The sequence below is a fragment of the Streptomyces sp. NPDC059166 genome (assembly GCF_042755185.1).
GTDB lineage: Bacteria > Actinomycetota > Actinomycetes > Streptomycetales > Streptomycetaceae > Streptomyces.
On sequence record NZ_JBHZCI010000003.1, the window covers coordinates 43,545 to 70,495 of the forward strand.

Here is a 26,951-nt window from a genome sequence, read left to right on the forward strand (position 1 = left end):
GCGATGAACACAGACCCCGGCCTCCTGGCCCGCGCGGGGCTCCCCGCCATCGACCTCGCGTCCGTGATCGGCGGGGAACCGTGCCCGCTCGCCTTCGCGACGGTCTCGGGAGCCCACCTGTACGGCTTCCCCTCGCAGGATTCGGACGTGGACCTGCGGGGGGTCCACGTCCTGCCCGCGAAGGACCTGGTCGGGCTCCGGGAACCGGAGGAGACGCGGTCGCGGATGTGGGACCACGACGGCGTCGAGATGGATCTGGTCACCCACGACCTGCGCAAGTTCGTCCGTCTCATGCTGAAACCGAACGGCTACGTCCTGGAGCAGTTGCTCTCCCCGCTGGTGGTGCACAGCACGCAGTTGCACGCCGAACTGACCTCGCTGGCACCGGCGGTGGTGACCAGCAACCACGCCCACCACTACCGCGGCTTCGCGGGCACGCAGTGGCGGCTGTTCGGGAGGACCGGTGAACTCAAGCCGCTGCTCTACACGTTCCGGGCCCTGCTCACCGGCATCCACCTGATGCGCACCGGCACGCTGGTGGCGCATCTGCCGACCCTGCTGGACGAGGTCGCCGCCCCGGCCTACCTTCCCGAACTGATCCAGGCCAAGGCGGGGGCCGAGCACGGACCGGCGCACCTGGTGGACGCGGGACGGGCGGCGCGCGACATCGAGGCGCTGCACGCCGTGCTCGACGAAGCCCAGGCGGGCTCGCACCTCGCCGAGGCCCCGTCGGGCTTCGGCGCTCTGCACGATCTCGTCGTCCGGGTCCGGCTGACGGAGCCGGCCTCCTGATTCCGGGACCCCAGAAATTTGCGGGAACGGCAAGCTTGGTTGCCTTCGACGCAAACAACTTCCATAGTGGCGACATGACTCGTTCCGCATCCCGGCCGCCCGCCCACGACCACGGCGCCACGTCCCCTGCTCACGACCACCAGGCACAGGACCGCCCCGCCCACGGTCACCACACCCACGGGCACGAACACCACGGACACGACCACCACACGGACGACGCGGTCCGGGACGACGAGCTCGCCGAGATGCTCGACCTCGACGCCGCGCTCTTCGCGCCGTACATCGAATCCGTGACCGCCCGGATCGCGCATCTGGCCGGGGGCGCAGAGGGCGTCGGACACGTCGTCGACCTCGGCTCGGGCACCGGTACGGGGACGTTCGCCCTGCTGGAGCGCTTCCCCCGCGCCACGGTGACCGCCGTCGACAGCTCCCCCACGATGCTCGCCCGGCTCGTCGAGGCGGCCCGCGCCAAGGGACTCGGCGACCGGGTACGCCCGCTGGAGGCCGACGCGGGCGACGGGCTCGCCGGGGTCGAGGACGCCGACCTCGTCTGGGCCTCCGCCTCGCTCCACCACGTCGACGACCCCGCCGCGGCCCTTGCCGGGGCCCGGGCCGCGCTGCGCCCCGGCGGGCTGCTCGCCGTCGCCGAGCTGGACGGGCTCCCGCGCTTCCTGCCGGACGCCGGCGAGGAGGGCGGCCCCGGCCTGGAGGCACGCTGCCGCGAGGCCATGGACGCACTCCACGGGGAGCAGGTCCCGCACCTGGGCGCGGACTGGGGTCAGCGGCTCACCGAGGCCGGCTTCACCGTCGAGCACGAGCACACGGAGCGGCTGGAGCTGCGCGCCCCGCTGCCCGAGGGCGTCGGCCGCTACGCGCGGATCGTGTTCTCCCGCATCCGCGGCGCCCTGGACGGCAGGATCGCCCCCGCCGACCTCGCGGCGCTCGGCGCCCTGTTGGACGGGGGACCGCAGGACGTCCGCCACCGGGACGACCTGGTCGTCCGCTCCGTCCGGGAGCTGTGGTTGGCCCGCCGCCCCTCCTGACCGTCCCCGGTCACCCGCCGGCCGAAGCCCGCCGGGCCCGGACCAGGAACGCCTCCACGCGTTCCCGGTCCGGCTCCGGCGGCAGCGGGGAGCGTTCGACGGCCTCGTCGTTCTCCTCGGCGAGCCGGTTCATACGGCGCTCCACCTCGGCCCACGGGACCTCGCCCCGCTTCACGGACAGCAGGTCCTCGCGCGCGTCCCCGACCTCGATCCGCAGTTCGCCCGTCCGCAGCAGGTCACGGCCGGACGCCAGCAGCCGAAGCAGGTGCATGGCGTGCTTCCAGCGCGGGACGCCGTGCATCCGCACATCGGCCTCCAGCTTCCGCCGCTGCCCCAGGGCGTAACGCACGAACGTCCCGTGGGCGCGGCGGGACAGGAAGGCCCCGCGCAGGTCCAGCAGCTCGCGGCCGGTGGCGTCGATCCGGTCCACGAGCGGGGAGTGCAGGCACTCCAGCACATTGGGGTTCGCCCGCAGGGCCAGCTCGCAGAAGCGCTCCAGCTCCCAGGAGAACTGCTCGTCGGCCGGACCCTCCACATGGGTCGGGGGCTTCGTGAAGCCCCAGAACAGCGGTGTGGGCGCGAGAAAGACCCCGCGCCGGTCCGTGTCGCTGCCGTCGGTGGCCAGCCCGAAGGCACGGGAACCCATCACACAGGCGTAGACGGTGTGCTCCCGCACCAGCCGTGCGCCGTCAGGGGCGATCATGCGGGTGAGGCTACGCCCCCTGCGCGATCCGGATGCCGCCGCCCTCCACGGTGATCCGCTCGGCCGGGAGGGCGCGGGTGGCGGGGCCCTGCTCCACCGCCCCGTCCTCGATGCTGAAGCGGCTGCCGTGACAGGCGCAGTCGATCGTGCCCCCGGCGACCGAGGACACGATGCAGCCCGCATGGGTGCACACCGCGGAGAACGCCTTGAACCGCCCGGCTGCGGGCTGGGTCACCACGATCTTCCGGTCCTCGAAGATCCTTCCGCCGCCCTCCGGGATGTCCGAGGTCTTCGCCAGCTCCGTGCCCGCGGACGCGGGGGACGAGCTCTCCCCGCCCCCGCCGTCGCCCGACGACCCGCAGCCGGCCGCCAGTGCCGCGGCTCCCGCCGCTCCCGCGGTCAGGACCGTCCTCCGCCGTGCGTTCATGGTTCTCCTCGCGAGGTGACCTGTGCCGGGGCGAGACGCGGCCGACGAGAGGCATCGTCGCTCCGTCCGGCGCCCCCGCCCCGCAACCGGGCGGCCGGTGCGTCCGACCGGGGCACGGAACGCCACCCCGTCCGCCCCGTCTCACGGACAGAGCACGGTGACCGGCGCGCCCACCGCACCTCTAGGCTGAAAGGGCACGCAGCACGAGGCGACGAGGGGTACGACGTGGCGGTACGAGCAGTCCGTGGAGCCGTCCAGCTGGACCGGGACGACGCCGGGCACATGGACGAGCGGGTGAGTGAACTCCTCACAGCGGTGCTGGAACGCAACCAGCTCATCGCCGACGACCTGATCAGTGTCTGGTTCACGGCCACCCCCGACCTGCACAGCGACTTCCCGGCGGCCGCGGCCCGGGGCCTCGGTATCGTCGACGTACCGCTGATCTGTGCCCAGGAGCTCGACATCACCGGGGCGATGCCCCGCGTGGTCCGTATCCTCGCCCACGTCGAGACATATCTCTCCAAGGCCGAGATCAGCCACGTCTACCTCGGCGCCACCGGCGCCCTCCGCAAGGACATCGCCCAGTGAGAACAGCGCTCGTCATCGGAACCGGCCTGGTCGGCACCTCCGCCGCCCTCGCCCTCGCGAGCCGGGGCATCCAGGTCCACCTCGCCGACCACGACCCGTCCTCCGCACGGACGGCGGCGGCCCTCGGCGCCGGGACGGACGAGGCGCCCGAAGGCCCCGTCGACCTGGCGATCGTCGCCGTGCCGCCGGCCCACACCGCCTCCGTGCTCGCCACCGCCATGCGTGACGGGCTCGCCCGCGCCTACCTCGACGTGGCCAGCGTCAAGGGGGGCCCGCGCCGTGAGCTCGAGGCGCTGGGCGCCGACCTCACCCCGTACATCGGGACGCATCCGATGGCCGGGAAGGAACGCTCGGGGCCCCTGGCCGCCACGGCGGACCTCTTCGAGGGCCGTCCCTGGGTGCTCACCCCGACGCGGGAGACCGACACCGAGGTACTGAACCTCGCACTGGAGCTCGTCGCGCTGTGCAGGGCGGTGCCGGTCGTCATGGACGCCGACGCCCACGACCGCGCCGTCGCCCTCGTCTCCCACACCCCGCAGTTGATCTCGTCGATGGTCGCGGCCCGGCTCGAGGAGGCCGACGAGACCGCCGTACGCCTGTGCGGCCAGGGCATCAGGGACGTCACCCGCATCGCAGCGTCGGACCCCCGGATGTGGGTGGAGATCCTCTCCGCCAACCCCGGCCCGGTCGCCGACGTGCTGGCCGGGGTCGCCGCCGACCTGGAAGGGACGGTCAGGGCGCTCCGGGGCCTCCAGTCCGCCGACGAGGACGAGCGCCGCACCGGCACCGAGTCCATCGAGAACGTCCTGCGCCGGGGCAACGCCGGCCGGGTCAGGGTCCCCGGGAAGCACGGCGCGGCCCCGGCCTCGTACGAGGTCGTCGCCGTGCTGATCAGCGACCGGCCGGGCGAGCTGGCGGCGATCTTCGCGGACGCGGGAAAGGCCGGCGTCAACATCGAGGACGTCCGCATCGAGCACGCCACCGGTCAGCAGGCGGGCCTGGTCCAGCTGATGGTCGAGCCCAGCGCCGCGCCCGTGCTGAGCGCCGCCCTCGGCGAGCGCGGCTGGTCGATCCGCCCCTGACGTGTGGTCCGGCCCCCCGGGGAGCCGGGGCGCGACAGGCGTGCAAACGCGCTTCGCGCACTCGGTAACCTTGTGGGAGGCCGTCCCGTGGCCCCGCTCGCCCGTCACCGTGTACCAGGAAGGTGTCCACCACCGTGGAAACCGTAAGCACCGCCGCCCGGACCGCCCCGGCCGCAGTGATCGTCGCCATCGACGGCCCCTCCGGCACCGGCAAGTCGAGCACCTCCAAGGCCGTCGCCGCGCAGCTCGGCCTGAGCTACCTGGACACCGGGGCGCAGTACCGCGCGATCACCTGGTGGATGCTGAACAACGGCATCGACGTCAGCGACCCCGCCGAGATCGCCACGGCCGCGTCGAAGCCGGTCATCGTCTCCGGCACGGACCCGGCCGCACCGACGATCACGGTCGACGGCGAGGACGCCTCGGGCCCCATCCGCACCCAGGAGGTCACCTCCCGGGTCAGCGCGGTGAGCGCCGTGCCCGAGGTACGCGCCCTCATCACCGAGCTGCAGCGTTCGATCGCCCGGGAGGCGGAGCGCGGCATCGTCGTCGAGGGCCGTGACATCGGCACCACCGTGCTGCCGGACGCCGACATCAAGATCTTCCTGACGGCCTCGCCCGAAGCGCGTGCCGCGCGCCGCAGCGGCGAGCTGAAGGGCTCAGACCTCGCTGCCACCCAGGAGGCGCTGGTCAAGCGGGACGCCGCCGACTCGGGCCGCAAGACCTCGCCGCTGGCCAAGGCCGGCGACGCCGTCGAGGTGGACACCACGGAGCTGACGCTGGCCCAGGTCATCGAGTGCGTCGTCACCCTCGTCGGGGAGAAGCAGGCCGCGAAGTGACCGAAGCCATCACCGCGCCGGCACCGCGCGGAGCGGCCGTCGGGCGCGGGATCGGCATCGGGCTCATGTACGGGCTGTTCAAGCCCAGGGTGCTGGGCGCGTGGCGGGTCCCCACCACGGGACCCGTCATACTCGCGGTGAACCACGCGCACAATCTCGACGGACCTATGCTGATGGGCACCGCGCCCCGGCCGGTGCACTTCCTGATCAAGAAAGAGGCGTTCGTCGGCCCGCTCGACCCGTTCCTGCGCGGAATCGGTCAGCTGAAGGTGGACCGTACGACCGTCGACCGGGGTGCCGTCACCCAGGCACTCGGAGTGCTGGACGGCGGCGGGGTCCTCGGGATCTTTCCCGAGGGGACCAGGGGCGAGGGCGACTTCGCCTCCCTGCGCGCGGGGCTCGCGTACTTCGCCGTACGGGGCGGTGCGCCGATCGTCCCCGTGGCGGTCCTGGGAAGCACCGACCGCCGCGGACGGTTGATACGTGCGCTGCCTCCGCTGCGCAGCAGGGTCGACGTCGTCTTCGGCGACGCCTTCCAGGCCGGTGACGGCAGCGGGCGGCGCACCAGGAAGGCGCTGGACGAGGCGACCCTCCGGATCCAGGCCGAGCTGACCGCACACCTGGAGAACGCCAGGCGCCTCACCGGGCGCCAGGCCAGGACCTGAGTAGTGGGCCGCGCGATCGCGGCCCATCGATGATGATGCAAAGAGGAACGGACTTCATGAACGACCAGATTCACTCCGGCGGCTCGGACCACGAGCACGGAGCACTTGGCGATGCCGAGTACGCGGAGTTCATGGAGCTCGCCGCGCAGGAGGGGTTCGACCTCGAAGAGGTCGAGGGCGCGATCGGTGAGGCCGGTCACGGACCGCTCCCGGTGCTCGCCGTCGTCGGCCGCCCGAATGTCGGCAAGTCGACCCTGGTGAACCGGATCATCGGCCGTCGCGAGGCCGTCGTCCAGGACAAGCCCGGTGTCACCCGTGACCGCGTCAGCTACGAGGCCGAATGGGCCGGCCGCCGTTTCAAGGTCGTCGACACCGGCGGCTGGGAGCAGGACGTCCTCGGCCTCGACGCGTCCGTCGCCGCACAGGCCGAGTACGCCATCGAGACCGCTGACGCCGTCGTCTTCGTCGTCGACGCCACCGTCGGGGCCACCGACACCGACGAGGCCGTCGTCAAGCTGCTGCGCCGCGCGGGCAAGCCCGTGGTCCTGTGCGCCAACAAGGTCGACGGCCAGAGCGGAGAGGCGGACGCCACCGCCCTCTGGTCGCTCGGCCTCGGAGAGCCGCACCCGGTCTCCTCCCTCCACGGGCGCGGCACCGGCGACATGCTGGACGCCGTCCTGGAGGCCCTGCCGGAGGCACCGGCGCAGACCTTCGGCACCGCCCTGGGCGGCCCGCGCCGTATCGCGCTCATCGGGCGCCCCAACGTCGGCAAGTCCTCCCTGCTCAACAAGGTCGCGGGGGAGGACCGCGTCGTCGTCAACCCCCTCGCCGGCACCACCCGTGACCCGGTCGACGAGCTGATCCAGCTCGGCGGGACCACGTGGAAGTTCATCGACACCGCGGGTATCCGCCGCAAGGTGCACCTCCAGGAGGGCGCGGACTACTACGCCTCGCTGCGTACGGCGGCGGCGGTGGAGAAGGCCGAGGTCGCGGTCATCCTGATCGACGCCAGCGAGTCCATCAGCGTCCAGGACCAGCGCATCGTCACCATGGCGGTGGAGGCCGGCCGCGCCGTCGTGGTGGCCTTCAACAAGTGGGACACCCTCGACGAGGAGCGCCGCTACTACCTCGAGCGCGAGATCGAGACGGAGCTCGGGCAGATCGCCTGGGCCCCGCGCGTCAACGTCTCGGCGGTCACCGGGCGGCACATGGAGAAGCTGGTCCCCGCGATCGAGACCGCGATCGAGGGCTGGGAGACCCGCGTCCCCACCGGCAGGCTCAACGCGTTCCTCGGCGAGATCGTCGCCTCGCACCCCCACCCGGTGCGTGGAGGCAAGCAGCCCCGGATCCTCTTCGGCACGCAGGCGGGCACCAAGCCGCCGCGGTTCGTGCTCTTCTCGTCGGGCTTCCTGGAGCACGGCTACCGCCGCTTCGTCGAACGGCGGCTGCGCGAGGAGTTCGGCTTCGAGGGGACGCCCCTGCACATCTCGGTGCGGGTGCGCGAGAAGCGCGGCCGCAAGAAGTGAGCTGACGGTACGGCGAAGCCCCGGATCCCCGCTGCTGCGGGGTCCGGGGCTTCGCCGTACCGTCAGGCGTCCGTGGACCCGGGCGGCAGCGCCGCCGGCTTGGCGCGTCCGCCGGCGTGCCGCCCCACACGCTGCCAGGACCCCGGGTTGGCGCCACCCGTGCTGCTGCTTCCCTGGCCGTTCGCCGCCGACCGGCTCCCCAGCGGCGTGCGGCTGCCGAACATCCCGATGCCGAACGTTCTGAAGCCGAGGTTCTCCTCACCCGTGCGATCCCCGGGAAGCGCCCGGAACGACCGCCTGTACTCGGAGTACAGCGCGTCGTAGATCGGGGTGGGGGACTTCCCGCCCGACGGGTCCTGCGAGGGACGCATGGCGGGAATCGGGGTCTGCTGCTGGCGAGGAGGGTCGTATGAGTGCACGTAGGTGCCAACGACCTCACCGCCCGTCGGATGCGGGCGAGACGGAGAAATCGCTGCGGGACGGGCGGCGGAGGGCATGACGGACATGCTCAGGTCCCGGCCAGCGGCATCGTCGCGGCGACCAGGAGGCCGTTGACGGCCGCCTTGTCCAGCGCGTCGCGGAGGAGGTCCTCACGCGGCTGCTGGCCGATGGAGCCCGCGGGAGCGGCGAAGACCAGCACGCTCTGCGCCTTGTTCGCCGCCGTGCGCCACCCCTCGGTGACCTGGAGCGGCTGGTGGGCCTGCCACCAGGCGACGGGGTTGCCGCCGCCCGCACCGGGCTGCAGCACGGCGTGCAGCTGACCCATGGCGAGGAGGACGGACCAGCCGGGAAGGACACCGGGCAGCCGGTTCAGGTGGGGGGTGGGCAGGAAGCCCTGCTCCAGCAGCAGCTGGAGGAACTGGTCGCCGCCGCTGCCGTCCGTGCCGGGCCGTGCGATCGGGCCGGTGGGTTCGACCACCAGGGCGGGGCGGAGGTCGTCCTCGATCAGGACGAGACCGCTGGTGATGCCGAGGACGGCCTGTTCGGGCATGAGACCCTCCGGATTCTGTGGCTCGCTGCCGGTGATGGACCGCACGGCCCCCTGGAGCTGGTCCTCCGCGACCTGGACGACCTGAGAGGGGATGCAGGTCGCGTGGGCGAAGGCGAGTACGGCGGTTTCCTCGCCCACGAAGAGCACCGTGCTGGTGCGCTCCTGGTCGGAGTCGCCGGGAGTGCGGCAGGAGGTGCAGTCGTAACTGCCTGGTGCACTGTCGCCGACGAGCAGCCGGTCGGCTTCGGCATCGCCGATCTCGGCGCGTACGTCCTCGCTGACGTCGAGCATGCGCGGCACGGGTGGCTCCTCGGACTCGGTGCGTCGGCCGGGCGATTCCCGGCTCATGAAGAGACAACGGAAGACCGGGGCCCCGGGTCACGCGCGAATCGGGAGATTGAGTACCGGACTCGGCGTGCCGATGCGTCGGCCGAGCGCCGCAGCGATCCGGAGTCAGATATTCCGCGCACCGCCCTCCAGGACGCGGGCGTTCGTTCGAATTGTCACAGCCCTGTACGACTGTCGTGCGAAGCCTGTGGCCCCTTCTGACGGCACGTAAGGTCCGACGCGGACCAGTCGAACAGGGGAAACGGCCACGCAATGCACATTTCCTTTCTTCTCCACAACGCGTACGGCATCGGGGGAACGATCCGCAGCACCTTCACCCTCGCCCGGACCCTGGCCGAGCAGCACGACGTCGAGATCGTGTCCGTCTTCCGCCACCGCGACGTGCCGAGGCTCGGGGAGCCCGAGGGCGTGCGGATGAGCCACCTCGTCGACCTGCGCAAGGGGAGCGCGGGATACGAGGGATCGGCGGCCGGACGCGCCGTCCCGGCATCGGTGTTCCCGAGGGGCGACACCAGGTACCGGCAGTACAGCGAACTCACCGACCGGCGCATCGCACGGCACCTGAGGGCGTCGGAAGCCGATGTCGTCGTCGGCACGCGGCCCGGCCTCAACGTCCACATCAGCCGGCAGGCGCCGCGCGGCCCGGTGCGCGTCGGGCAGGAGCACCTCGCCCTGGAGAGCCACGGCTACCGCCTCCGCAGGGAGATCGCCCACCGGTACGGCCTGCTCGACGCCGTCACCACCGTCACGGAGGCCGACGCCCGCGACTACCGGAACAGGCTCGGGCTTCCGGGTGTGCGGATCGAGGCCATCCCCAACGGCGTGCCGGAGCCCGACGGCCCGCCCGCCGACGGAGAGGCGCGGTGGATCGTGGCCGCGGGCAGGCTCCACCGGGTCAAACGCTACGACCTGCTGATCCGTGCCTTTGCCGAAGTGGCGGCGGTGCGCCCCGGGTGGCGGCTGCGCATCTACGGCGCGGGGGACGCGTCCGGTGACGAGGGCGCGGCCCTCCGGACGCTCGCCGACGGGCTCGGCCTCAGGGAACGGGTCGTGTTCATGGGAGCGGTCGATCCCATGGAGGCCGAGTGGCCCAGGAGCTCGATCGCCGCCGTCACGTCCGACCGGGAGTCGTTCGGCATGACCATCGTGGAGGCGATGCGCTGCGGGGTGCCGGTCGTGGCCACGGACTGCCCGCACGGCCCCGCCGAGATCATCCACGACGGCACGGACGGCAGGCTCGTGCCGCCGGGCGACACCAAGGCCTTCGCCGAGGCCCTGCTCGGTCTCGTGGACGACGACGCGCTGCGGCGCCGGATGGGCCACGCCGCGCTGGAGTCCGCCGCGCGCTTCGACCCGGCACCCATCGCGGAACGCCACGAGAGGCTCTTCGGCGAGCTGGCCGCGCGGGGCGGGGGAGGCCCGGGGCGCGGGCTGCGAGGGGCGTTCCACCGTTCCAGGAGCGGCGTCCTGGACGCGGCGTACGCGCTGCGTGACAAGGCGTCCGGGGTGATCCGCAGGCAGCCGGCCTGAGCCCCGGCGGCGGGATCAGCCGGGCCGCGCGCCGCGGACCATGTCATTCCGCATGGTGCTGCGGCTCGCGGCGCCCGCCCGGACCCGCGTGCGGCCGCCCGGCGGCCGAAAACATAAGAGGCGCATAAGGCGGGGTTAATTCGCGATGACGGGCCCGCGTATTCTCCTTTTACGGTCGCCGGAAAATGGGCCGGCCGCGCTGTCCGCCATCGTCGTCAATTCCCTGAACGGGATCCCGGGGGTCTATTCGCGGCCGGTGGAGCAATGGTGAATACGCGGTGACCGACTGCCTGTTCGGGTGAGGCGTCCGGCCGGGAACAGGTGTGGGGATCCTGTGACACAAGCGTGACCCTCCGGATACGGAGGGGCACGCCGGGCCCCGGGCGTCACGGCTACCGCTCCGGCGCCGGGCGGCCTACGGTGAGAGGTATGGCATCCGTACCCACCCCTCCCGCCCAGCCCGACGACAGCCCCGAGTCGTACGTCGGCCTCGACGCCGAGACCGCGGACCGGCAGGCCAGAGCGCGTGGCTGGAGCACCGTCCGTGCCCTTCCGCCGGGCACCGTCATCACCATGGAGTACCGCGGCGGGCGCATCAACTTCGAGGTCGAGGCATCGACGGTCACCCGCTGCTGGGTCGGCTGACAGCCCCTTCCGGAATGCGAGGAGACCCCCACGAACATTCGTGGGGGTCTCCTCGCATTCCGGAAGGGAGCCGTTCCGGGCGGGGGCCGGTCAGCCGGTGACCGACCCGCCCGCCACCGGTCTCGTCTGTGCCGTCGCACTCCTCGGCGTACGGTCCGCGTGCGGCGGCCGTCGTGATCCCGCGGGCGCCTGCGAGGTCCGCTCCGGGCGCGCGGGGTGCACCTGGTGCGCCCGGGCCCGTCCGGCTCCGGGATGGCCCGGCGCGGCGGCCGGATCCGGCACCGGTGCACGGCCGGCCGGCTCCTCCGCCCCCTCGGCGGCCGCTCCGCCGCTCAGCGCCTGCGGGAGGAGGACCGGTTCCGGGGCCGCCGGAGCGGCCGGTGCCGAGGTCCGTGCGTCCCGGCGGGCCCTCCACTGCTCGCGGAACGCGAGGATCAGGGTCTCCGCCCGTGTGACCAGCGGCTCGAACCAGGGGAGGGCCAGCAGGATCAGCAGACCGGCGGCCCAGCCCAGCAGCACGTCGCTCAGCCAGTGGGTGCCGATGTACACGGTGGTGAGCCCCACGCCCAGGGAGACGAAGGCCGAGACTGCCGACAGGTAGCGCCTGGCGCGTGGCGTGGTGGCCAGATAGGCGAGGATGCCCCAGGTCACCACCGCGTTCGCGGTGTGGCCGGAGGGAAATATATCGCCGCCGGCGAAGAGCTCGGCCGAACCGATCTGGGTGGCGTAATGAGGCCCCAGCCGCCCGAGCCCGTACTTGACCGCGCCGACCGACACGTTGAGCAGCAGCAGCGCGGTGCCCAGGGTGAGCAGGGGCCGCAGGGTGTGCTGGCGCCAGGAGCGCCAGCCCAGCCAGGAGGCGACCATCACGGCCGTGGGGCCGCGCTGGCCGAGCACGACGTAGTAGTCGAGGAAGGCGTGGAGTCCGGGCCACTGCTGATACGGCCGGAACAGCATGACCTTCCAGTCGAGGGCCACCAGCCAGGACGAGACCAGCACGGCGACGACGATGGCGAGATAGAACGCCAAGGTCCCGCCGAAGAGAGCGATGCGGTGACGGCTCATCCGCGGGGTCTCTATCTTCGGCGGTTCCGGCTCCCGGTCCAGACGGGCAAAGATGTCGGTACGCACACAATGGACGTTACAGCGAGTGAGTGTGTGATCCGGCCGATCCCGCGTCTTTGTGATGACGATGTGATGTGGACTTTGTCTCAGACCGGTATCCATTCGTGGCGCCCGGGGGAATGTCCGGCGCCCTCCCTCTATTCGCTCGTGTTGTTATTCGCAGAAATGTTTGAGCGTCGACGGAATGGCTGTCGAGTGACCGTGTCCCGGCCGCCCGGGTGCGGGCGGGAGGCCATTCGGCGGTGCGGGGGCGTACGGCGTACCGCGCGGCGGTCCCGGTGTCTCCGTGTACACGGAGGGTGAAGTGGTGTACGACACACCTGGTGGCTGGTGAACGTATGAGCTGCACCACGCGTGACCACAGGGGACTCGCGTACGCTGACGGCTCACTCGCCCGTCGATGCCGGGCCCGGGGGCACCGTCAGCCGGCCCCCCGCTGGCCTGCCGAGCGCGAGGGACACATCAGTGGGAGGTACGCGTATGACCGGGACGACCACGGCCGTGGGCAGGCTGCGCGCGGCGGCCGGCGGTGCCAACCGGTGGGTCGTCCTGGTCGTCCTCTGTCTCAGCCTGCTGCTCGTCGCGCTCGACGCGACCGTGCTGCACGTCGCCGTACCAGCCGTCACCGAGGACCTGCGGCCGAGCGCCGTCGGGCTTCTCTGGATCGTGGACGCCTATCCGCTGGTCTGCGCCTCGCTGCTGATCCTCTTCGGCACGCTGGGTGACCGGGTCGGCAGACGGAGGGTGCTCCTGATCGGATACGCGCTCTTCGGTCTCGCCTCCGCGCTCGCCGCGACGGCGGGCTCGCCCGGGGTGCTCATCGCGGCACGGGCGCTGCTGGGCGTCGGCGGGGCGATGATCATGCCCGCCACACTGTCGATACTCCGCCAGGTCTTCCCCGACCGCCGCGAGCGGGCCATGGCCGTCGGAGTCTGGACGGCGGTGGCCGCGGTGGGTGCGGCGACCGGGCCGGTCATCGGCGGCTTCCTCGTCGAGCACTACTGGTGGGGCTCGGTCTTCCTGATCAACATCCCCCTCATGGCGCTGATCCTCCCGGTCGGACGCCTGCTGCTGCCCGAGTCGCGCGGGGAGCGCGAAGGTCCCTGGGACGTGCTCGGCGCCCTGATGGCGGCGGCCGGTGTGCTCGGCACCGTCCTCGGCGTCAAGCGGATCGGCGGTGGAGAGGGGGTGCTGACCCCTGCCACCCTCGTGCCGCTGCTCGTGGGCGCCGCCCTCGTCGTGCTGTTCGTGCGCCGGCAGAAGCGCCGCACGCATCCACTGATCGACATCGCGATGTTCTCCAGGCCTGCCTTCAGCACCGCCGTCGGCTGCATCGTCCTCGCCATGCTGGCGCTGGTCGGCCTCGAACTGATCGCGGTGCAGTACCTCCAGCTCGTCCTCGGCCTGAGCCCGCTGGAGACGGGCCTGCGCCTGCTCCCGCTCACCTTCGCCGCGATGGCGGCAGGGGCGACCGGCTCCCGCACCCTCGGCCGCGTCGGTCCGCGCCGGATGGTCGGGTGGGGCTTCGTGCTCACCGCGGCCTCGGTGCTCCTGCTGACTTCGATGGGTCAGCACGACCGGCCGGTCCTGCTGACCGCGGGCTTCGTACTGCTGGGCTTCGGTCTGCAGTCCACCCTGTTCGGCGCGTACGAGTCGATGCTGAGCGAGGTCCCCGCCGAGCGGGCCGGCGGCGCCGCGGCGATCGGCGAGACGTCGTACCAGCTGGGTGCCGGAATGGGCATCGCGCTGCTCGGCAGCGTCATGAACGCCGCCTACGCCCCGGGGCTCTCCCGGCTCCGCGACGAGGGGGTGCCCGCCGGGGCGGGGGCGGCCGCCTCGCACTCGCTGGGCGAGGCCTACCAGGTGGCCGGGCAGCTGGGCGGCCCCCTCGGTGAGCTGCTGCGGAGCACCGCACGGCACGCCTTCGTCCACGGGCTGCACGTCACGCTCCTGGTGAGCGCGGCGCTGCTGCTGCTCGGGGCGCTGGCCGCGCTCCGGCTCCCGCGCCTCATGGACTGCCGTCCGGCCGACGAGGGCTGTGCGGCCCTGCCGGGCCAGGCCGGCGGGCGGGACGGGACCTCGCGGCGTGAGACGGGCGAGGCGCGGCCCCGGGCGGGGGCGCCGGAGCACAGGGTGCCCCTGCCGGCCCGCCGCGAGCCCGCCGAGGCGACCGGCTCTGGACGGGCCGCACGCTGAGCCGTAACGTCGGCACGGCGCCGTAACTACCACTGCTAGTTTTAGTACCGTGGCGCGTTTCCGTACCGTGCGAGCCGCCGGAGGCACCCATGTCCACCACCGAGTCCGCGAAGCAGCCCGCCCCGGCGGCGCCGAAGCGGCAGCCCTTCGAGCCGGCCGATCCTCTCGGCATCGACGACCTCCTCGCCCCCGAGGACCTCGCGATCCGTGACACCGTGCGCACCTGGGCCACCGACCGCGTCCTCCCGCACATCGCCGAGTGGTACGAGAACGGCGAGCTCCCCGGCATCCGGGAGCTCGCCCGCGAACTCGGCTCGCTGGGCGCTCTCGGCATGTCCCTCGACGGGTACGGCTGCGCCGGGGCGAGCGCCGTCCAGTACGGACTGGCCTGCCTGGAACTGGAGGCGGCCGACTCGGGCATCCGTTCGCTGGTCTCCGTGCAGGGCTCGCTCGCCATGTACGCCATCCACCGGTTCGGGTCCGAGGAGCAGAAGCGGCGATGGCTGCCGGGCATGGCGGCCGGTGAGACGATCGGCTGCTTCGGTCTCACCGAACCCGACCACGGATCGGATCCGGCGGGGATGCGGACGTACGCACGGCGGGACGGGGACGACTGGGTCCTCACCGGCCGGAAGATGTGGATCACCAACGGTTCGGTCGCCGGTGTCGCCGTCGTATGGGCGCAGACGGACGAGGCGGGCGGCGGGCAGGGGGTCCGCGGGTTCGTGGTGCCGACGGACAGCCCCGGATTCTCCGCCCCGGAGATCAGGCACAAGTGGTCGCTGCGGGCATCGGTCACGAGCGAGCTGGTCATGGACGACGTGCGTCTGCCCGCCGACGCCGTCCTCCCCGGGGTCACCGGGCTGCGCGGCCCGCTCAGCTGCCTCAGCCACGCCCGCTACGGCATCGTCTGGGGCGCGATGGGGGCCGCGCGGTCGAGCTTCGAGGCGGCCCTGGACTACGCGAGGACCCGTGAGCAGTTCGGACGGCCGATCGGCGGGTTCCAGCTCACCCAGGCGAAGCTCGCGGACATGGCCCTGGAGCTCCACAAGGGAATCCTGCTCGCCCACCACCTCGGAAGGCGGATGGACGCCGGGAGCATCCGCCCGGAGCAGATCAGTTTCGGAAAGCTCAACAACGTGCGGGAGGCGATCGAGATCTGCCGCACCTCGCGCACCGTCCTCGGTGCCAACGGGATCTCGCTGGAGTACCCGGTCATGCGGCACGCGACGAACCTGGAATCGGTGCTCACCTACGAAGGCACCGTGGAGATGCACCAGCTGGTCCTGGGCAAGGCGCTCACCGGCCTGGACGCCTTCCGGTAGGGCGTTCCGGCGAGCGCCCGCTCAGCTCTGGTTGAAGAAGCCGTCGGCGGGCCGGCCGGCGGCTTCGCCGTTGACGACCTGGGTGTGGGCCGGGGTCAGCAGGAAGACCCTCGTGGCCACCCGCTCGATCGAACCGCGCAGTCCGAAGGTCAGCCCCGCGGCGAAGTCCACGACGCGCTTGGCGTCGGTGGGGTCCATGGCGGTGAGGTTGACGATCACCGGGACGCCGTCGCGGAAGAGCTCGCCGATGGCACGCGCGTCGCGGAAGCTGTCGGGCGTGACGGTGGCGATCCGGCGGCCCTTGTCCTCCGCCTTCTCCGAGGCCACGCGGACCCGGGGGTCGGTCACCCACGGCTGGCCGGTGCCGGTCTCGGCTTCCTCGGAGTACTCGTCGTCGTAGTACCGCTCGTCGTTGTCCTCCACGAGGCCCAGCCAGGCACTCGCCTTGCGCACCGATCCCATGGACGCCTCCTCTCACCGCGGTTCGTTGGTGTTCCGCATCTCTTTCCTATCCCTATGGTCGTCCATGATGCGGATCCAGCGCCAAGGGGATAGTCGCGACGCAGGCGATTCGTGACGTTACTGGTGCAGAACATGTGGCGATTCGTCAGGTTTCATACCGCATCGGGGGGCTTGCAGAAGGAAAATATGATGCACCCGCCCGTACGGGTGAGATAGAGGGCGTACGGGTGAACGGCTCGCTCGATACGATGCAGCCGCGCGCACGCACGAGCGTCGCTCGCCAGATGAAAGGCTCCCGGGGGATCGTCGTGTTCGGAATCGTGAGGCCCTGCACCCATCGGCTGTCCGACGGGCTCAAGGCCGAGTGGATGGCTCATCTCTGCGGGCTCTGCCTCGCCCTGCGCGCGGACCACGGACAGTTCGCCCGCATCGTGACGAACTACGACGGCCTGATCGTCTCGGTCCTGACGGAGGCTCAGGCCGAGCCCACGGCTGTGCGGCGGCGCACCGCCGGCCCCTGCCCGCTGCGCTCCATGCGTACGGCTCCCGTGGCCCGCGGCGAGGGGGCCAGGCTCGCGGCCGCGGTCTCGCTGGTGCTGGCGTCCGCGAAGGTCCGTGACCATGTGGCGGACGGCGACGGTGTGTTGAAGCGGCGCCCGGTGGCCGCCGCCGCCCGCCGCGTCGCCGCGGGATGGGACCGGGCCGGGGCGCGCACCGGGGCCGAGCTCGGATTCGACACCGCGGTCCTGGTCGACGCGGTGGACCGGCAGACCGGGATCGAGTCCCTCGCCGGCCCGGGTACCTCCCTCCTGACGGTCACCGAGCCCACCGAGACGGCCACGGCCGCCGCCTTCGCCCACACCGCCGTACTCGCAGGCCGGCCGGGCAACGCCGAGCCCCTTGCCGAGGCGGGCCGGCTCTTCGGCCGGCTCGCGCACCTCCTGGACGCCGTGGAGGACCTCGGAGCTGACGCGGCGTCGGGTGCCTGGAACCCGCTCACCGCCACCGGCACACCACTCGACGAGGCGCGCCGGCTGTGCGACGACGCGCTCCACGGGGTGCGCCTCGCCCTGCGGGACGCCGAGTTCTCGAACGGCGCGCTGGCGCACGTGCTGCTGGTGCACGAGCTGCGGCGCTCCGTGGACCGGGCCTTCGGCGCCTCGTGCTCCCACCAGCACGCCGGTCAGCCGTCGGGCAGCTTCGGTCCGCCGCCCGGCAATCCCTACGCGCCGACGCCCGGCGGCCCGTACGGTCCCCCCGGGCCGCCGCTCCCGCCCGAACCGCCGCGCAACCGGCGCGGGCTCATCGCGGGCTGCCTCGTCTGGGCGGGACTCGCCTGCACCTGCCAGATGTGCTGTTCCAGCAGCTTCCACGATCCGTGGAGCGGCCAGGAACGCGAAGGGCTCTGCCACAAGTGCGACTGCGGCGACTGGTGCGAGGGGTGCTGCGAGGGCTGCAACTGCTGCGGGAACTGCTGCAGCTGCTGCGAGGGCTGCGACTGCGGGTGCGACTGCTGAGTGCCTCCGGAATTCGTCGGCCGCACTCCGGGCGGCCGGGGCGGCGCGGAGAGTCGTGGCGGGTGATCTGCTGGGCGAGGGGAGGGTGGTGCGACGCCGTGCACGCGAAGGGGCGCGAGGAGGTCCGCTCGAGCGCCGGTGCGACGCGAGCGGGTGGGAACGCCAGGACGAGAGGTCAGCTCAACAGGAACAGGACCACACGCGACCGAAGTCGATGTGGGAGCGGGAGACCAGCCATGGCTGCGCGTGCATGGCCCAAGTGGAGCAGTCATCTGGTGGTGCGTCAACCACGCCGGGACGCACTGCTCATACTGCGGACAGCCGTTGACAACGGGGCCCGGTGACGCTTTTCTCGGAGACGGACCGGCGCTGAGGGGCCCGGTCCGCGCTGTGTTCGCGCCGAAGGTGCGCCCCGTGTCCGATCCCTGCATCCACGGAGCCCCCGCATGTCCGCGCAGCCGGAAATCCCCTCCTTCCCGATCCCCGCCCCGCACACGGGCGATCAGGCCCCCGACATCGTCCCCGCACGCCGGACGGGCGGGCCGACGGCCGCAGTCGCCGTACCGGTCCTCCCCGCGGGAGATCCGGCCCCCGCCGCCCGTGGCGGCGCCTTCCGCGGGGACGCGCACTTCGCACACCGGCACGAGTCCGGCAGGGCGGACGCACGGTGAACACCGCACACACGATCGTGATCGTCGGGGCCGGCCCCCGCGGCACGGGCGTCATCGAGCGCATCGCCGCCAACGCCCCCGAGCTCCACGGCGACCGGCCGCTCGACATCCACCTCGTCGACCCTCATCCGCCCGGCGGCGGCCGGATATGGCGGCAGGACCAGTCCCCGCTGCTCCGGATGAACTCCATGGCCGAGGACGTCACCATGTACACCGACGACACGGTTCCGATCGAGGGGCCCGTGATCCCCGGGCCCACGCTGCACGCCTGGGCACAGGACGTCCGCGAGGGGCGCACCGAGGCACGGGCCGATCCCGGGGTGCTGGAGGAGATCCGGGCCCTGAGCGGCAGGGACTTCCCCACCAGACGGCTCCAGGGCGCCTATCTGCGCTGGGTGTACGAGCGTGCCCGCGCCGCGCTCCCACCCGGCGTCACCGTCCACGAGCACCAGGGCCAGGCCCTGCGCGTTCGAGGACCCCGGGACGGCCGGCAGCGGGTCACCGTCCGGGGGCGTGCCGAGCCCATCGAAGCCGACCTCGTCGTGCTGACCCTGGGTCACCTGGACGCCCGGCCGGACCCCGAGCAGGGGGAACTGGCCCGCTTCGCCGCACGCCACCACCTCGTCCACCTGCCACCCGACTACACGGCCGACGCCGACCTGGGGCGGCTGCGGGCGGGAGAGCCCGTCCTGGTGCGAGGCATGGGCCTCGCCTTCATCGACCTCATGGTGCTGCTCACCGAGGGCCGCGGCGGGCGCCACGAGGACGGGGTGTACATCCCGTCGGGCAAGGAACCCGTCCTGTACACCGGATCGCGCAGGGGAGTCCCGTACCACTCCAAGATCGGCTACCCCTGGGAGGGCGAACCGCCACCCCTGCCCAGGCACCTCGGTCCCGCCGAGGTGCGGAACGTCCGTAACGGCACCCCGGCTCCGGACTACCGGCGCGACATCTGGCCCCTGGTGGCCAAGGAACTGGGCCACGCCCACTACCACCGGCTCCTCACCGCACATCCCGAGCGGGCGGCCATGGCCCTGGAGGACTTCGAGGAGAGGTACGCGACCGCCGCGCCCGCCGGCCCGGAACTCGCGGCCCTCGTCGCCGCGGCCGTCCCCGACCCGTCCGACCGGCTCGACCTCCAGGCCCTCGACACCCCGCTCGACGGCGTGCGCCACCCCTCCTACGCGTCGCTCCAGGACGGCATGCGCGCCTACATCACCGCCGACCTCGAACGCCGGCACGATCCCCGGCACAGCCCCGACCTCGCCGTGTTCCTCGGACTGCTCTCCGTGTACGGCCAGTTGACGCCGCTCGGCGACATCGAAGACCACTGGCACGGCTTCTTCAGCCACCTCGCGTCAGGGCCGCCCGGCCTCAGGCTGCGCCAGCTCCTCGCCCTGTCGAGGGCGGGGGTCGTCCGCTTCCTCGGCGCGGACATGACGGTCGAGACCGACGAGGTCCACGGCGTCTACCGCGCACGCAGCTCCACCGTGCCGGGCGCGTACACCGAAGCACGCGCTCTGGTCGAGGCGCGGCTGCCGCAGCCTTCGCTGCGTACGAGCCTCAGCCGGCTGCTACGCGGACTGCACGACGACGGGGCGGCCGGCACCGAGACGGGACTGCTACGCGTCGACCCCGCCGACGGCCGGATCCTGCACCGCGACGGCACCGCCCACCCGCGCCGATTCGCCCTCGGCCCCGGCACCACCGCACGTACCGGCGCGGCCTTCACCCGGCCGCGTACGGGCGGGCCCTCCTTCCGGCAGAACGACGCCACGGCCCGTGCCCTGCTCACGTTCCTCCGCGAACACGAACACGGACGCTTACCCGAAGCCGAAGCCGAAGCCGAAGCCGAAGCCGAAGCCGAAGCCGAAGCCGAAGCCGAAGCCGAAGCCGGACCCGGACCCGGACCCGGACCCGGACCCGGACCCGGACCCGGACCGCGCCGTGACCGGAGCACCCGCTGAGCGCGCATCCGTCCCGTACGGCCGCCTCTGACGCCGGCTCCGGGGACGAGGGCCGGGGACAGCCCCGTGGGTCCACCGTCGACGACGCGACCGGGCCCGGAGTCCGCGAGCCCGGCGCACCGGCCGCGACTGCTCCGACGGCCCTCCCGCCGCAACGACCTGCGGCGACCCGCCCTGTGGAGAGCACCAGAGCACCTCCGACGGGCCGTTCACAGCGCCCGGAGGCGCCCTCACAGCCCGACCCGGACCACGACCGAACCCGAGAGGCCCCACCATGCCCCCAACCGGTGCACTCCACCTCGCCGCTGAGATCGGCGGCCCTCCCCGCTACGACGCCCGCTCCCACGTGGAGCTCGCCCGCCTCGCCGAAGGGGGCGCACTCGACTACGTCACCCTCGCCGACTCCTTCGCCAGGCCCGGCCCCGACGCCCTCGCCGTGCTCGCCCGGGTCGCTCCGGCCACCAGGCGGATCGGTCTCGTGCCGACGGTCACCACCACCTACACGGAGCCCTTCCACGTCTCGTCCGCCGTGGCCACCCTCGACTGGGTCAGCAAGGGCCGGGCCGGCTGGTGCGTGGACGTGTCGGCCACCGGGGCCGAGGCCCGGCTCTTCGGCCGGAGGCCCGCCGGGACCGCCGCGTCCCTGTGGCACGAGGCGGGGGAGGTCGCGGACGTAGGGGCCCAGCTGTGGGACAGCTGGGAGGACGACGCGGAGATCAGGGACGCCGCCACCGGCCGCTTCGTCGACCGCGGCAAACTGCACCACGTCGACTTCCGCGGCAGCACCTTCTCCGTGCGCGGCCCGGCCATCGTGCCCCGGCCGCCCCAGGGCCGGCCGGTCGTCGTCATCGACGGCACGAGCGACCTCGCCCGGGAGCCGGCCGCCCGCCATGCCGATGTGGTGCACGTGCGCGCGGCGTCCCCCGAACAGGCCGCCGCGCTCCGCGAGGACCTGCGGCGCAGAGCAGCCGCCCACGGCCGCGCTCCCGGCAGCCCGAAGGTCCTGGCAGCACTCACCGTCGATCTGGGGGACGCCGAGACGGCACCGGAACCAGGGCTCCACGGATACCCGCGGCGCTCCGGACAGGAGAGCTACTTCCGCGGCGGTCCCGTCGACCTCGCCGAACTCGTCACCGGCTGGCACCGCGGCGGGGCGGTGGACGGATTCCACCTCACGCCCATCAGGCCGGAGCGCGACCTCGAGCGGATCGTCAACGGCACCGTGGCCCTGCTCCAGCACCGCAGCCTGTTCCGCACCTTCCACCCGGGCGGAACACTGCGCGAGCACCTCGGGCTGAGCCGGCCGGCCAGCCGCTACGCGTCCCCCAGGACCTCAGGAGCGACCTCGTGAAGCAGATGCACCTCGCGGCCCACTTCCCGGGCGTCAACAACACCACCGTGTGGGCCGATCCCCGGTCCGGGAGCCAGATCGACTTCAGCTCCTTCGAGCACCTCGCACGGACCGCCGAGCGCGGGAAGTTCGACTTCTTCTTCCTCGCCGAAGGTCTGCGGCTGCGCGAGCACAAGGGCCGGATCCACGACCTGGACGTGGTGGGCCGGCCCGAGTCCCTCACGGTCCTGAGCGCACTGGCAGGTGTCACCGAACGCCTGGGCCTCGCAGCGACCGTCAGCGCCGTCTTCAACGAGCCGTACGAGCTCGCCCGGCGTCTCGCCACACTGGACCACCTCAGTGAGGGCCGCGCCGCGTGGAACGTGGTGACCTCGTCCGACGCCTTCACCGGCGAGAACTTCCGCCGGGGCGGCTATCTCGACCGGGGGAACCCCCACCCGGCACCCGGAGCCGGGCAACCGGCACGGACCCCCTACACCCACGCCGCCGAATTCGTCGCCGTGGCGCGGGAACTGTGGGACTCCTGGACCCCTGACGGCATCCCGCGTCCGTTCACCCACGCGGGGCGCCACTTCGACATCTCCGGGGAGTTCACCGTCCCCCGCTCACCCCAGGGCCACCCCGTCGTCATCCAGGCCGGTGACTCCGACGAAGGGCGGGAGTTCGCCGCGTCCGCCGCCGACGTCGTCTTCACCCGCCACGGAACCCTGGACGCGGGACGGGCCTTCTACGCCGACGTCAAGGCGCGCCTGGCGGCACACGGAAGGCAGCACGACGACCTCAAGATCATGCCGGGCGTCACCGTCGTGCTCGGGGACACGGACGCGGAGGCGCAGGAGAACGCCGCGGTCATCCGCCGCAGGCAGGTGTCCCCGCAGAGCGCGATCCTCGCTCTCGAACAGGTCTGGGGCCGCGACCTCTCCGCCTACGATCCCGACGGCCCCCTCCCCGACGTCGACCCGGACCCCGGTTCCGGCCCCGCCCAGGGCAGGGTACGGATCGCGGACCCGCAGGCGGTGGCCGTGAGATGGCGGGCGCTGTCGGAGGCCAAGGGGCTCTCCATCCGTCAGACGGTCATCGAGACCACGGCCAGGCAGTCCTTCATCGGTTCACCGGCCACGGTCGCATCCGAACTGGAGGCATTCGTGGCCGCCGGGGCCGCCGACGGGTTCATCCTCGTACCGCACCTGACCCCGGGCGGACTGGACGACTTCGTCGACCGGGTGGTCCCGCTGCTCCAGGAACACGGATCCTTCCGCTCCGAATACACCGGCTCCACTCTCAGGTCGCACCTCGGCCTGGCCGAGCCGGTATGGAAAGGTTGACCGCATGAGCACGGACGCACAGCAGGACAGCGAGGAGTTCCACGCCTGGCAGCGCTGGCACGAGGGACGCATCGTCGCTGTCGCGGCACCGCACGGGCCGCTCTCCCTCACCGGCACGCACTGGCTCGCCGACCATCCGGAGGGTCGAATTCCGGCCGTGCCCGGGCTCTGGCGTGAGGAGGACGGCGCGGTGGTGCTCACCGCGTCCCCGGAGGACGGACTGACCGTCGACTCCGAGCCGCTGACGGGCGAGATCCGCCTCGGAGCCGACCACGGCCCCATCGACACCTCCCGCGTCGCGCAGGGCGAGCGCCGGCTCGTCGTGCTCAGCCGGGAAGGGCTCTGGGCGGTACGGGACTTCGACCCGCAGTCGCCGGCCCGGCACGCCTTCCGGACCATCGACGCCACCCCGTACGACCCCCGGTGGTCCCTGGACGGCGTCTACCGCCCCTACGGCTCGGACCGGAACATCCGCGTCGAGAACGCCGACGGCCGCGAGCGGGGGCTGGGCCTCTCCGGCGAGATCGCCTTCAGCGTGGACGGCACCGAGCACACCCTCCAGGCCGCGGTCGAACCCGACGGGTCGCTCTGGGCCGTCTTCGCCGACGCCACCAGCGGGAACAGCAGTTACCGCTTCCGCTTCCTGCGGCCCGCCGCACCGGACGGGGAGGGCAGGGTCCGGGTCGACTTCAACCGCGCCCTACTGCCTCCGTGCGCCTTCGCCGATCACTTCATCTGCCCCTTCCCGCCGCCGGGCAACACGCTCACCACAGCCGTCCCGGCCGGCGAGCGGAACCGGATCGACGGCTGATCCGTCCCACCCCCGGCAAGTGCCCGGCCGCGCCACGCCCCTTCCTGCCCCCGTGGGCGGGAAGGCCGACGGAGCACCACGCGGTGTGCCCGTCCGCGGCCGAAAACGCTCCCTTGCGGGGGACGAGGATGCCCCCCGATACTCCCGAGCAGCGCCCGTCAGCAGCGCGGGGCATCCGGAACGCCGGCCACTCCCGGACGCCCACGTGCCCCATGACCGCGCCTCACGGGCCCTGCCACCCCACAGGCGGGCCCCCGATTCCCCTCGGGAGGAACGAGAAGTGAGGATCAAGCGCACCACCCCCCGCACCGGCACCGCAGGAAGACGCCGCCGGATCACCGCCGTCACCACCGGCCTCGTGGCCCTCGCCGCACTCGCGGTGCCCGCCGCCAACGCCAGTCAGTCCGGAACCTACAGCGCCGACCAGCTCAGCGCGGCAGGGGAAGCCGTGCTCGCCGCCGACGTCGCGGGCACCGCCTGGAACGTCGAACCGTCGACCGGGAGGCTCGTCGTCACGGCGGACAGCACCGTGACCCAGGCCGAGATCGACACGATCAAGAAGTCCGCCGGAGCCAACGCCGGGGCACTGCGAATCGAACGCACCCCGGGAACGTTCAGCAAGCTGATCTCGGGCGGCGACGCGATCTACGCCTCCAGCTGGCGCTGTTCGCTCGGCTTCAACGTCCGCAGCGGAAGCACCTACTACTTCCTGACGGCCGGTCACTGCACCGACGGAGCCGGGACCTGGTGGTCCAACTCCGGTCACACCACCGTCCTCGGCACGACCGCGGGCTCCAGTTTCCCGACCAACGACTACGGCATCGTCCGCTACACCAATTCCTCGGTCGCCAAGTCCGGGACGGTCGGCAGCCAGGACATCACCAGCGCCGCCAACGCGACCGTCGGGATGTCGGTCACCCGCCGGGGATCCACCACGGGAATCCACAGCGGCTCCGTCACGGGCCTCAACGCAACGGTCAACTACGGTGGCGGGGAAGTCGTCTACGGCATGATCCGCACCAATGTGTGCGCCGAGCCCGGAGACTCCGGAGGGCCGCTCTACTCCGGTACACGGGCGATCGGGCTCACCTCGGGCGGCAGCGGCGACTGCTCGTCCGGCGGGACGACGTTCTTCCAGCCGGTCACCGAAGCGCTCAGCGCGTACGGCGTCAGCGTGTTCTGACCCGTTCGGCCACCACCGCGCTCCTGTGAGCCCCCGCCGATCGCCGGCGGGGGCTCCCTTTCGCCCCACCTGTTTTGAGAAGATGCCAGGACGGCCGGTCGCAGAGGCACCACGGGGGGCGGACGCTGTGCCCGTACGGAGGGACGCCCTCTGTGAGCCCCCGCAGACACCAGGGGGTTCCAGGTCCGTGAAACGCATCGGTGTGACCGGTCACCGCTCCATCCCCCCGGAACTCCACGCGCTCGTACAGGAAGGGCTGAGGGCCGCACTGTGCGGGCACGAGGGCAGCCTGGAAGCGCTCTCCAGCCTCGCGGTCGGAGCCGACCAGCTCTTCGCGGACGTCGCGCTCGCCCACGGCGCGGAGCTGACGGTGGTCATCCCCAGCGGGGACTACGAGTCCGGCTTCGACGACGCGGAGGACCTCCAGCGCTACCACGCCCTCAAGGCGAGGGCCGTGCGCGAGATCAGGCTCGACTTCCCGCACTCCACCGACGAGGCCTACTACGCCGCAGGCACCTACATCGCGGACCACTGCGACCGGCTGGTCGCCGTGTGGGACGGCCGTCCCGCGCGTGGACTCGGCGGGACCGGGGACATCGTCACGTACGCCCGCAGTCTCGGCCGGCCGGTCACCGTCATCTGGCGGGACGGTGTGGAGCGGGCCTGAGGGGGCGCGTCACACCTCACGGGGCCGCGGGCGGAGAGATCCGGGGGCTTGGTCCCGGGGCCCGGCGTTCCCGGAGGGGCCGCCGGTCACATCCGGTGGCGCACCAGCCAGTCGGTGTGCTCCGGGGACACGATCCGCTCGGTCTCGAAGACGGCCACCGCCCACTGCCGCTCGGTGAGTGTGGTCTCCATCGCGGCCTGCATGCTCTCCAGGTCGTCCTCGACCAGGGAGTGCGCGGTGAGCAGCGGATGATGACGGCGTGTCTCGTTCCACGCCAGACAGGCGGCCGCGGCGGCGGAGCAGGTACCCGTGAGCCCGAACGAGCCGGCGCTCCCGAAGGTCTGGAAGAGTGCCAGCACCAGCGCCGGGAGGGTCAGCACCACGACGGTGCCCGACCAGACCACGGCCCCGCGCCGCGACTCCAGCCGGCGTCGGCGGTACCAGCGCCGCTGCTCGATCAGCCGGTCCCGGACGTACGTCTCCTTGCGTACGGTGAACGCCTTCTCCCGTAACTCCCGCATGGACGAGGTGATGAGACCGTCACCGACGTCCTTCACGCTCTCCCGCGGGTCCTCCCACCCGACCTTCCGCAGCTCCTGGAGCCCTTCCTCCAGCCTGTTGGCGAACAGGGCTTCCGGGTGCTGCACGGAGGAGTCGAAGGGGGAACCGTGGACGGCGTAGCGCCAGCAGTTCGATTTGATGAACTCCGCTGCGGAGCGGTTGAGTTGCCAATGCGACTTCGCTTTGCGCCGAGATCCCAGGAAGGTCGCGATCAGGACACCGAGGTACGCCAGAACCGCCGCACCGTCGAGGAGCCGGACCCCCGGCCCGACCTCGGCGTGCCAGGGGAGGGCGGCCGGCAGGGTGCCCAGGACCAGCAGGGCCAGCTGCCCGCGGGTGGTGTTGACCGCCTCGCGCCGGCGGCTGACGGCCACGGCGTCGGTGTGATGGAAGAGGGCGGGCAGGTCGGAGCTCCTGAAGACCATGCTCTGCAGCGGCCCTGGAATCGCCGTCATGATCGCCCCCGTATTCGATCTCGTGGTCGTCCGGCTGTCGAATGTCCGAGTTCTCGACCATTCGGAGCAGTCGCGCACATCACTCGAGTCACAGAGCTCCGAGTCGAGTTGCACACCAGGTCCATGAGGGTAAAGTCGTGCCGCCGGACACTGCAA

At 72.2% G+C, this 26,951-nt stretch carries 26 protein-coding genes; 19 read left to right on the forward strand and 7 right to left on the reverse strand.

All coding sequences use genetic code 11. The annotated features are described in order from the left end of the window. Positions 1-3: 3 nt before the first annotated feature. Positions 4-792: a DNA polymerase beta superfamily protein gene (locus tag ACFXOA_RS02940; protein ID WP_385021511.1), complete on the forward strand. Its 789-nt coding sequence runs from the start codon at positions 4-6 to the stop codon at positions 790-792. A gap of 74 nt (positions 793-866) precedes the next feature. Further along, on the forward strand, positions 867-1,835 hold the full coding sequence (locus tag ACFXOA_RS02945) for a class I SAM-dependent methyltransferase (protein ID WP_385021514.1): 969 nt from the start codon (positions 867-869) through the stop codon (positions 1,833-1,835). A 10-nt stretch (positions 1,836-1,845) separates the two neighbouring features. On the opposite strand, the gene ACFXOA_RS02950 is transcribed toward ACFXOA_RS02945, so the two are convergent. After that, a complete protein-coding gene (locus tag ACFXOA_RS02950) occupies positions 1,846-2,538 on the reverse strand; it encodes a DNA polymerase beta superfamily protein (RefSeq protein ID WP_385021517.1) in 693 nt (230 codons plus the stop codon). A 10-nt stretch (positions 2,539-2,548) separates the two neighbouring features. After that, positions 2,549-2,965 carry a Rieske (2Fe-2S) protein gene (locus ACFXOA_RS02955; RefSeq protein ID WP_385021520.1) on the reverse strand — a complete coding sequence of 139 codons (417 nt, stop codon included), beginning with the start codon at positions 2,963-2,965 and terminating at the stop codon, positions 2,549-2,551. Positions 2,966-3,190: 225 nt separating this feature from the next. Between ACFXOA_RS02955 and aroH the strand changes: the two genes are divergently transcribed. The 5 genes from aroH (at position 3,191) to der (ending at position 7,665) form a co-directional block, all read left to right on the forward strand. Then, positions 3,191-3,553 carry a chorismate mutase gene (aroH, locus tag ACFXOA_RS02960; RefSeq protein WP_385021523.1) on the forward strand — a complete coding sequence of 121 codons (363 nt, stop codon included), beginning with the start codon at positions 3,191-3,193 and terminating at the stop codon, positions 3,551-3,553. Further along, positions 3,550-4,635 (forward strand): prephenate dehydrogenase, encoded by a 1,086-nt coding sequence (locus ACFXOA_RS02965; RefSeq protein WP_385021526.1) that lies wholly within the window; start codon positions 3,550-3,552, stop codon positions 4,633-4,635. Before aroH ends, ACFXOA_RS02965 begins: the two co-directional genes overlap by 4 nt. A gap of 122 nt (positions 4,636-4,757) precedes the next feature. Further along, positions 4,758-5,474 carry a (d)CMP kinase gene (gene cmk, locus ACFXOA_RS02970; protein WP_385021529.1) on the forward strand — a complete coding sequence of 239 codons (717 nt, stop codon included), beginning with the start codon at positions 4,758-4,760 and terminating at the stop codon, positions 5,472-5,474. A gap of 65 nt (positions 5,475-5,539) precedes the next feature. After that, the gene (locus ACFXOA_RS02975; protein WP_385022083.1) at positions 5,540-6,139 is read left to right on the forward strand and encodes a lysophospholipid acyltransferase family protein; all 600 of its coding nucleotides are present in this window, start codon (positions 5,540-5,542) and stop codon (positions 6,137-6,139) included. A gap of 56 nt (positions 6,140-6,195) precedes the next feature. Further along, positions 6,196-7,665 (forward strand): ribosome biogenesis GTPase Der, encoded by a 1,470-nt coding sequence (gene der / locus ACFXOA_RS02980; RefSeq protein ID WP_385021532.1) that lies wholly within the window; start codon positions 6,196-6,198, stop codon positions 7,663-7,665. Between the two features lie 62 nt (positions 7,666-7,727). Here the strand turns inward: der and ACFXOA_RS02985 are convergent, their stop codons facing one another. Both ACFXOA_RS02985 and ACFXOA_RS02990 read right to left on the reverse strand, forming a co-directional pair. Beyond that, complete coding sequence (locus tag ACFXOA_RS02985; protein WP_385021535.1) at positions 7,728-8,036, reverse strand: hypothetical protein; 309 nt, start codon at positions 8,034-8,036, stop codon at positions 7,728-7,730. Positions 8,037-8,173: 137 nt separating this feature from the next. Continuing rightward, the gene (locus ACFXOA_RS02990) at positions 8,174-8,956 is read right to left on the reverse strand and encodes a hypothetical protein (RefSeq protein ID WP_362548759.1); all 783 of its coding nucleotides are present in this window, start codon (positions 8,954-8,956) and stop codon (positions 8,174-8,176) included. A 300-nt stretch (positions 8,957-9,256) separates the two neighbouring features. Between ACFXOA_RS02990 and ACFXOA_RS02995 the strand changes: the two genes are divergently transcribed. Together ACFXOA_RS02995 and ACFXOA_RS03000 are read left to right on the forward strand one after the other, a co-directional pair. Continuing rightward, a complete protein-coding gene (locus tag ACFXOA_RS02995; RefSeq protein WP_385021538.1) occupies positions 9,257-10,534 on the forward strand; it encodes a glycosyltransferase family 4 protein in 1,278 nt (425 codons plus the stop codon). A 429-nt stretch (positions 10,535-10,963) separates the two neighbouring features. Further along, positions 10,964-11,179, forward strand: a complete 216-nt coding sequence (locus ACFXOA_RS03000; protein WP_385021541.1) for an I78 family peptidase inhibitor — start codon at positions 10,964-10,966, stop codon at positions 11,177-11,179. A 90-nt stretch (positions 11,180-11,269) separates the two neighbouring features. On the opposite strand, the gene ACFXOA_RS03005 is transcribed toward ACFXOA_RS03000, so the two are convergent. Continuing rightward, a complete protein-coding gene (locus ACFXOA_RS03005; protein ID WP_385021544.1) occupies positions 11,270-12,310 on the reverse strand; it encodes a phosphatase PAP2 family protein in 1,041 nt (346 codons plus the stop codon). Between the two features lie 474 nt (positions 12,311-12,784). Here ACFXOA_RS03005 and ACFXOA_RS03010 point away from each other — a divergent pair, with 474 nt between their 5' ends. Next, on the forward strand, positions 12,785-14,500 hold the full coding sequence (locus tag ACFXOA_RS03010) for an MFS transporter (protein ID WP_385021547.1): 1,716 nt from the start codon (positions 12,785-12,787) through the stop codon (positions 14,498-14,500). Between the two features lie 89 nt (positions 14,501-14,589). Continuing rightward, complete coding sequence (locus ACFXOA_RS03015; protein ID WP_385021550.1) at positions 14,590-15,825, forward strand: acyl-CoA dehydrogenase family protein; 1,236 nt, start codon at positions 14,590-14,592, stop codon at positions 15,823-15,825. 21 nt (positions 15,826-15,846) lie between these two features. Here the strand turns inward: ACFXOA_RS03015 and ACFXOA_RS03020 are convergent, their stop codons facing one another. Further along, positions 15,847-16,287: a cell division protein SepF gene (locus ACFXOA_RS03020; RefSeq protein WP_385021553.1), complete on the reverse strand. Its 441-nt coding sequence runs from the start codon at positions 16,285-16,287 to the stop codon at positions 15,847-15,849. 308 nt (positions 16,288-16,595) lie between these two features. Between ACFXOA_RS03020 and ACFXOA_RS03025 the strand changes: the two genes are divergently transcribed. The 8 genes from ACFXOA_RS03025 to ACFXOA_RS03060 all read left to right on the forward strand — a co-directional run bounded on the left by ACFXOA_RS03025 (position 16,596) and on the right by ACFXOA_RS03060 (position 25,779). After that, on the forward strand, positions 16,596-17,804 hold the full coding sequence (locus ACFXOA_RS03025; RefSeq protein WP_385021556.1) for a DUF5685 family protein: 1,209 nt from the start codon (positions 16,596-16,598) through the stop codon (positions 17,802-17,804). 446 nt (positions 17,805-18,250) lie between these two features. After that, positions 18,251-18,475: a hypothetical protein gene (locus ACFXOA_RS03030; RefSeq protein ID WP_385021559.1), complete on the forward strand. Its 225-nt coding sequence runs from the start codon at positions 18,251-18,253 to the stop codon at positions 18,473-18,475. Next, positions 18,472-20,442 (forward strand): FAD/NAD(P)-binding protein, encoded by a 1,971-nt coding sequence (locus ACFXOA_RS03035; RefSeq protein WP_385021562.1) that lies wholly within the window; start codon positions 18,472-18,474, stop codon positions 20,440-20,442. The genes ACFXOA_RS03030 and ACFXOA_RS03035 overlap by 4 nt, the downstream gene beginning before the upstream one ends. 274 nt (positions 20,443-20,716) lie before the next feature. Continuing rightward, a complete protein-coding gene (locus ACFXOA_RS03040; RefSeq protein WP_385021565.1) occupies positions 20,717-21,793 on the forward strand; it encodes an LLM class flavin-dependent oxidoreductase in 1,077 nt (358 codons plus the stop codon). 5 nt (positions 21,794-21,798) lie between these two features. Continuing rightward, a complete protein-coding gene (locus tag ACFXOA_RS03045; protein ID WP_385022086.1) occupies positions 21,799-23,118 on the forward strand; it encodes an NtaA/DmoA family FMN-dependent monooxygenase in 1,320 nt (439 codons plus the stop codon). 4 nt (positions 23,119-23,122) lie between these two features. After that, positions 23,123-23,929 (forward strand): DUF1684 domain-containing protein, encoded by an 807-nt coding sequence (locus tag ACFXOA_RS03050; protein WP_385021568.1) that lies wholly within the window; start codon positions 23,123-23,125, stop codon positions 23,927-23,929. 280 nt (positions 23,930-24,209) lie between these two features. Further along, the gene (locus ACFXOA_RS03055) at positions 24,210-25,112 is read left to right on the forward strand and encodes a S1 family peptidase (protein ID WP_385021571.1); all 903 of its coding nucleotides are present in this window, start codon (positions 24,210-24,212) and stop codon (positions 25,110-25,112) included. Positions 25,113-25,299: 187 nt separating this feature from the next. Then, complete coding sequence (locus ACFXOA_RS03060; protein WP_385021574.1) at positions 25,300-25,779, forward strand: hypothetical protein; 480 nt, start codon at positions 25,300-25,302, stop codon at positions 25,777-25,779. 86 nt (positions 25,780-25,865) lie between these two features. Here ACFXOA_RS03060 and ACFXOA_RS03065 read toward each other — a convergent pair whose 3' ends face one another. Continuing rightward, positions 25,866-26,795, reverse strand: a complete 930-nt coding sequence (locus ACFXOA_RS03065) for a DUF4231 domain-containing protein (RefSeq protein WP_385021577.1) — start codon at positions 26,793-26,795, stop codon at positions 25,866-25,868. Positions 26,796-26,951: the final 156 nt, after the last annotated feature.

What these genes read in the sequence shown, in the direction of transcription:
- ACFXOA_RS02940 (WP_385021511.1), top strand. Translation starts at nt 4, where the DNA reads ATGAACACAGACCCCGGCCTCCTGGCCCGCGCGGGGCTCCCCGCCATC.
- ACFXOA_RS02945 (WP_385021514.1), top strand. Translation starts at nt 867, where the DNA reads ATGACTCGTTCCGCATCCCGGCCGCCCGCCCACGACCACGGCGCCACG.
- ACFXOA_RS02950 (WP_385021517.1), bottom strand. Translation starts at nt 2,538, where the DNA reads ATGATCGCCCCTGACGGCGCACGGCTGGTGCGGGAGCACACCGTCTAC.
- ACFXOA_RS02955 (WP_385021520.1), bottom strand. Translation starts at nt 2,965, where the DNA reads ATGAACGCACGGCGGAGGACGGTCCTGACCGCGGGAGCGGCGGGAGCC.
- ACFXOA_RS02975 (WP_385022083.1), top strand. Translation starts at nt 5,540, where the DNA reads ATGTACGGGCTGTTCAAGCCCAGGGTGCTGGGCGCGTGGCGGGTCCCC.
- der (WP_385021532.1), top strand. Translation starts at nt 6,196, where the DNA reads ATGAACGACCAGATTCACTCCGGCGGCTCGGACCACGAGCACGGAGCA.
- ACFXOA_RS02985 (WP_385021535.1), bottom strand. Translation starts at nt 8,036, where the DNA reads ATGCGTCCCTCGCAGGACCCGTCGGGCGGGAAGTCCCCCACCCCGATC.
- ACFXOA_RS02995 (WP_385021538.1), top strand. Translation starts at nt 9,257, where the DNA reads ATGCACATTTCCTTTCTTCTCCACAACGCGTACGGCATCGGGGGAACG.
- ACFXOA_RS03000 (WP_385021541.1), top strand. Translation starts at nt 10,964, where the DNA reads ATGGCATCCGTACCCACCCCTCCCGCCCAGCCCGACGACAGCCCCGAG.
- ACFXOA_RS03010 (WP_385021547.1), top strand. Translation starts at nt 12,785, where the DNA reads ATGACCGGGACGACCACGGCCGTGGGCAGGCTGCGCGCGGCGGCCGGC.
- ACFXOA_RS03015 (WP_385021550.1), top strand. Translation starts at nt 14,590, where the DNA reads ATGTCCACCACCGAGTCCGCGAAGCAGCCCGCCCCGGCGGCGCCGAAG.
- ACFXOA_RS03020 (WP_385021553.1), bottom strand. Translation starts at nt 16,287, where the DNA reads ATGGGATCGGTGCGCAAGGCGAGTGCCTGGCTGGGCCTCGTGGAGGAC.
- ACFXOA_RS03030 (WP_385021559.1), top strand. Translation starts at nt 18,251, where the DNA reads ATGTCCGCGCAGCCGGAAATCCCCTCCTTCCCGATCCCCGCCCCGCAC.
- ACFXOA_RS03040 (WP_385021565.1), top strand. Translation starts at nt 20,717, where the DNA reads ATGCCCCCAACCGGTGCACTCCACCTCGCCGCTGAGATCGGCGGCCCT.
- ACFXOA_RS03045 (WP_385022086.1), top strand. Translation starts at nt 21,799, where the DNA reads ATGCACCTCGCGGCCCACTTCCCGGGCGTCAACAACACCACCGTGTGG.
- ACFXOA_RS03050 (WP_385021568.1), top strand. Translation starts at nt 23,123, where the DNA reads ATGAGCACGGACGCACAGCAGGACAGCGAGGAGTTCCACGCCTGGCAG.
- ACFXOA_RS03065 (WP_385021577.1), bottom strand. Translation starts at nt 26,795, where the DNA reads ATGACGGCGATTCCAGGGCCGCTGCAGAGCATGGTCTTCAGGAGCTCC.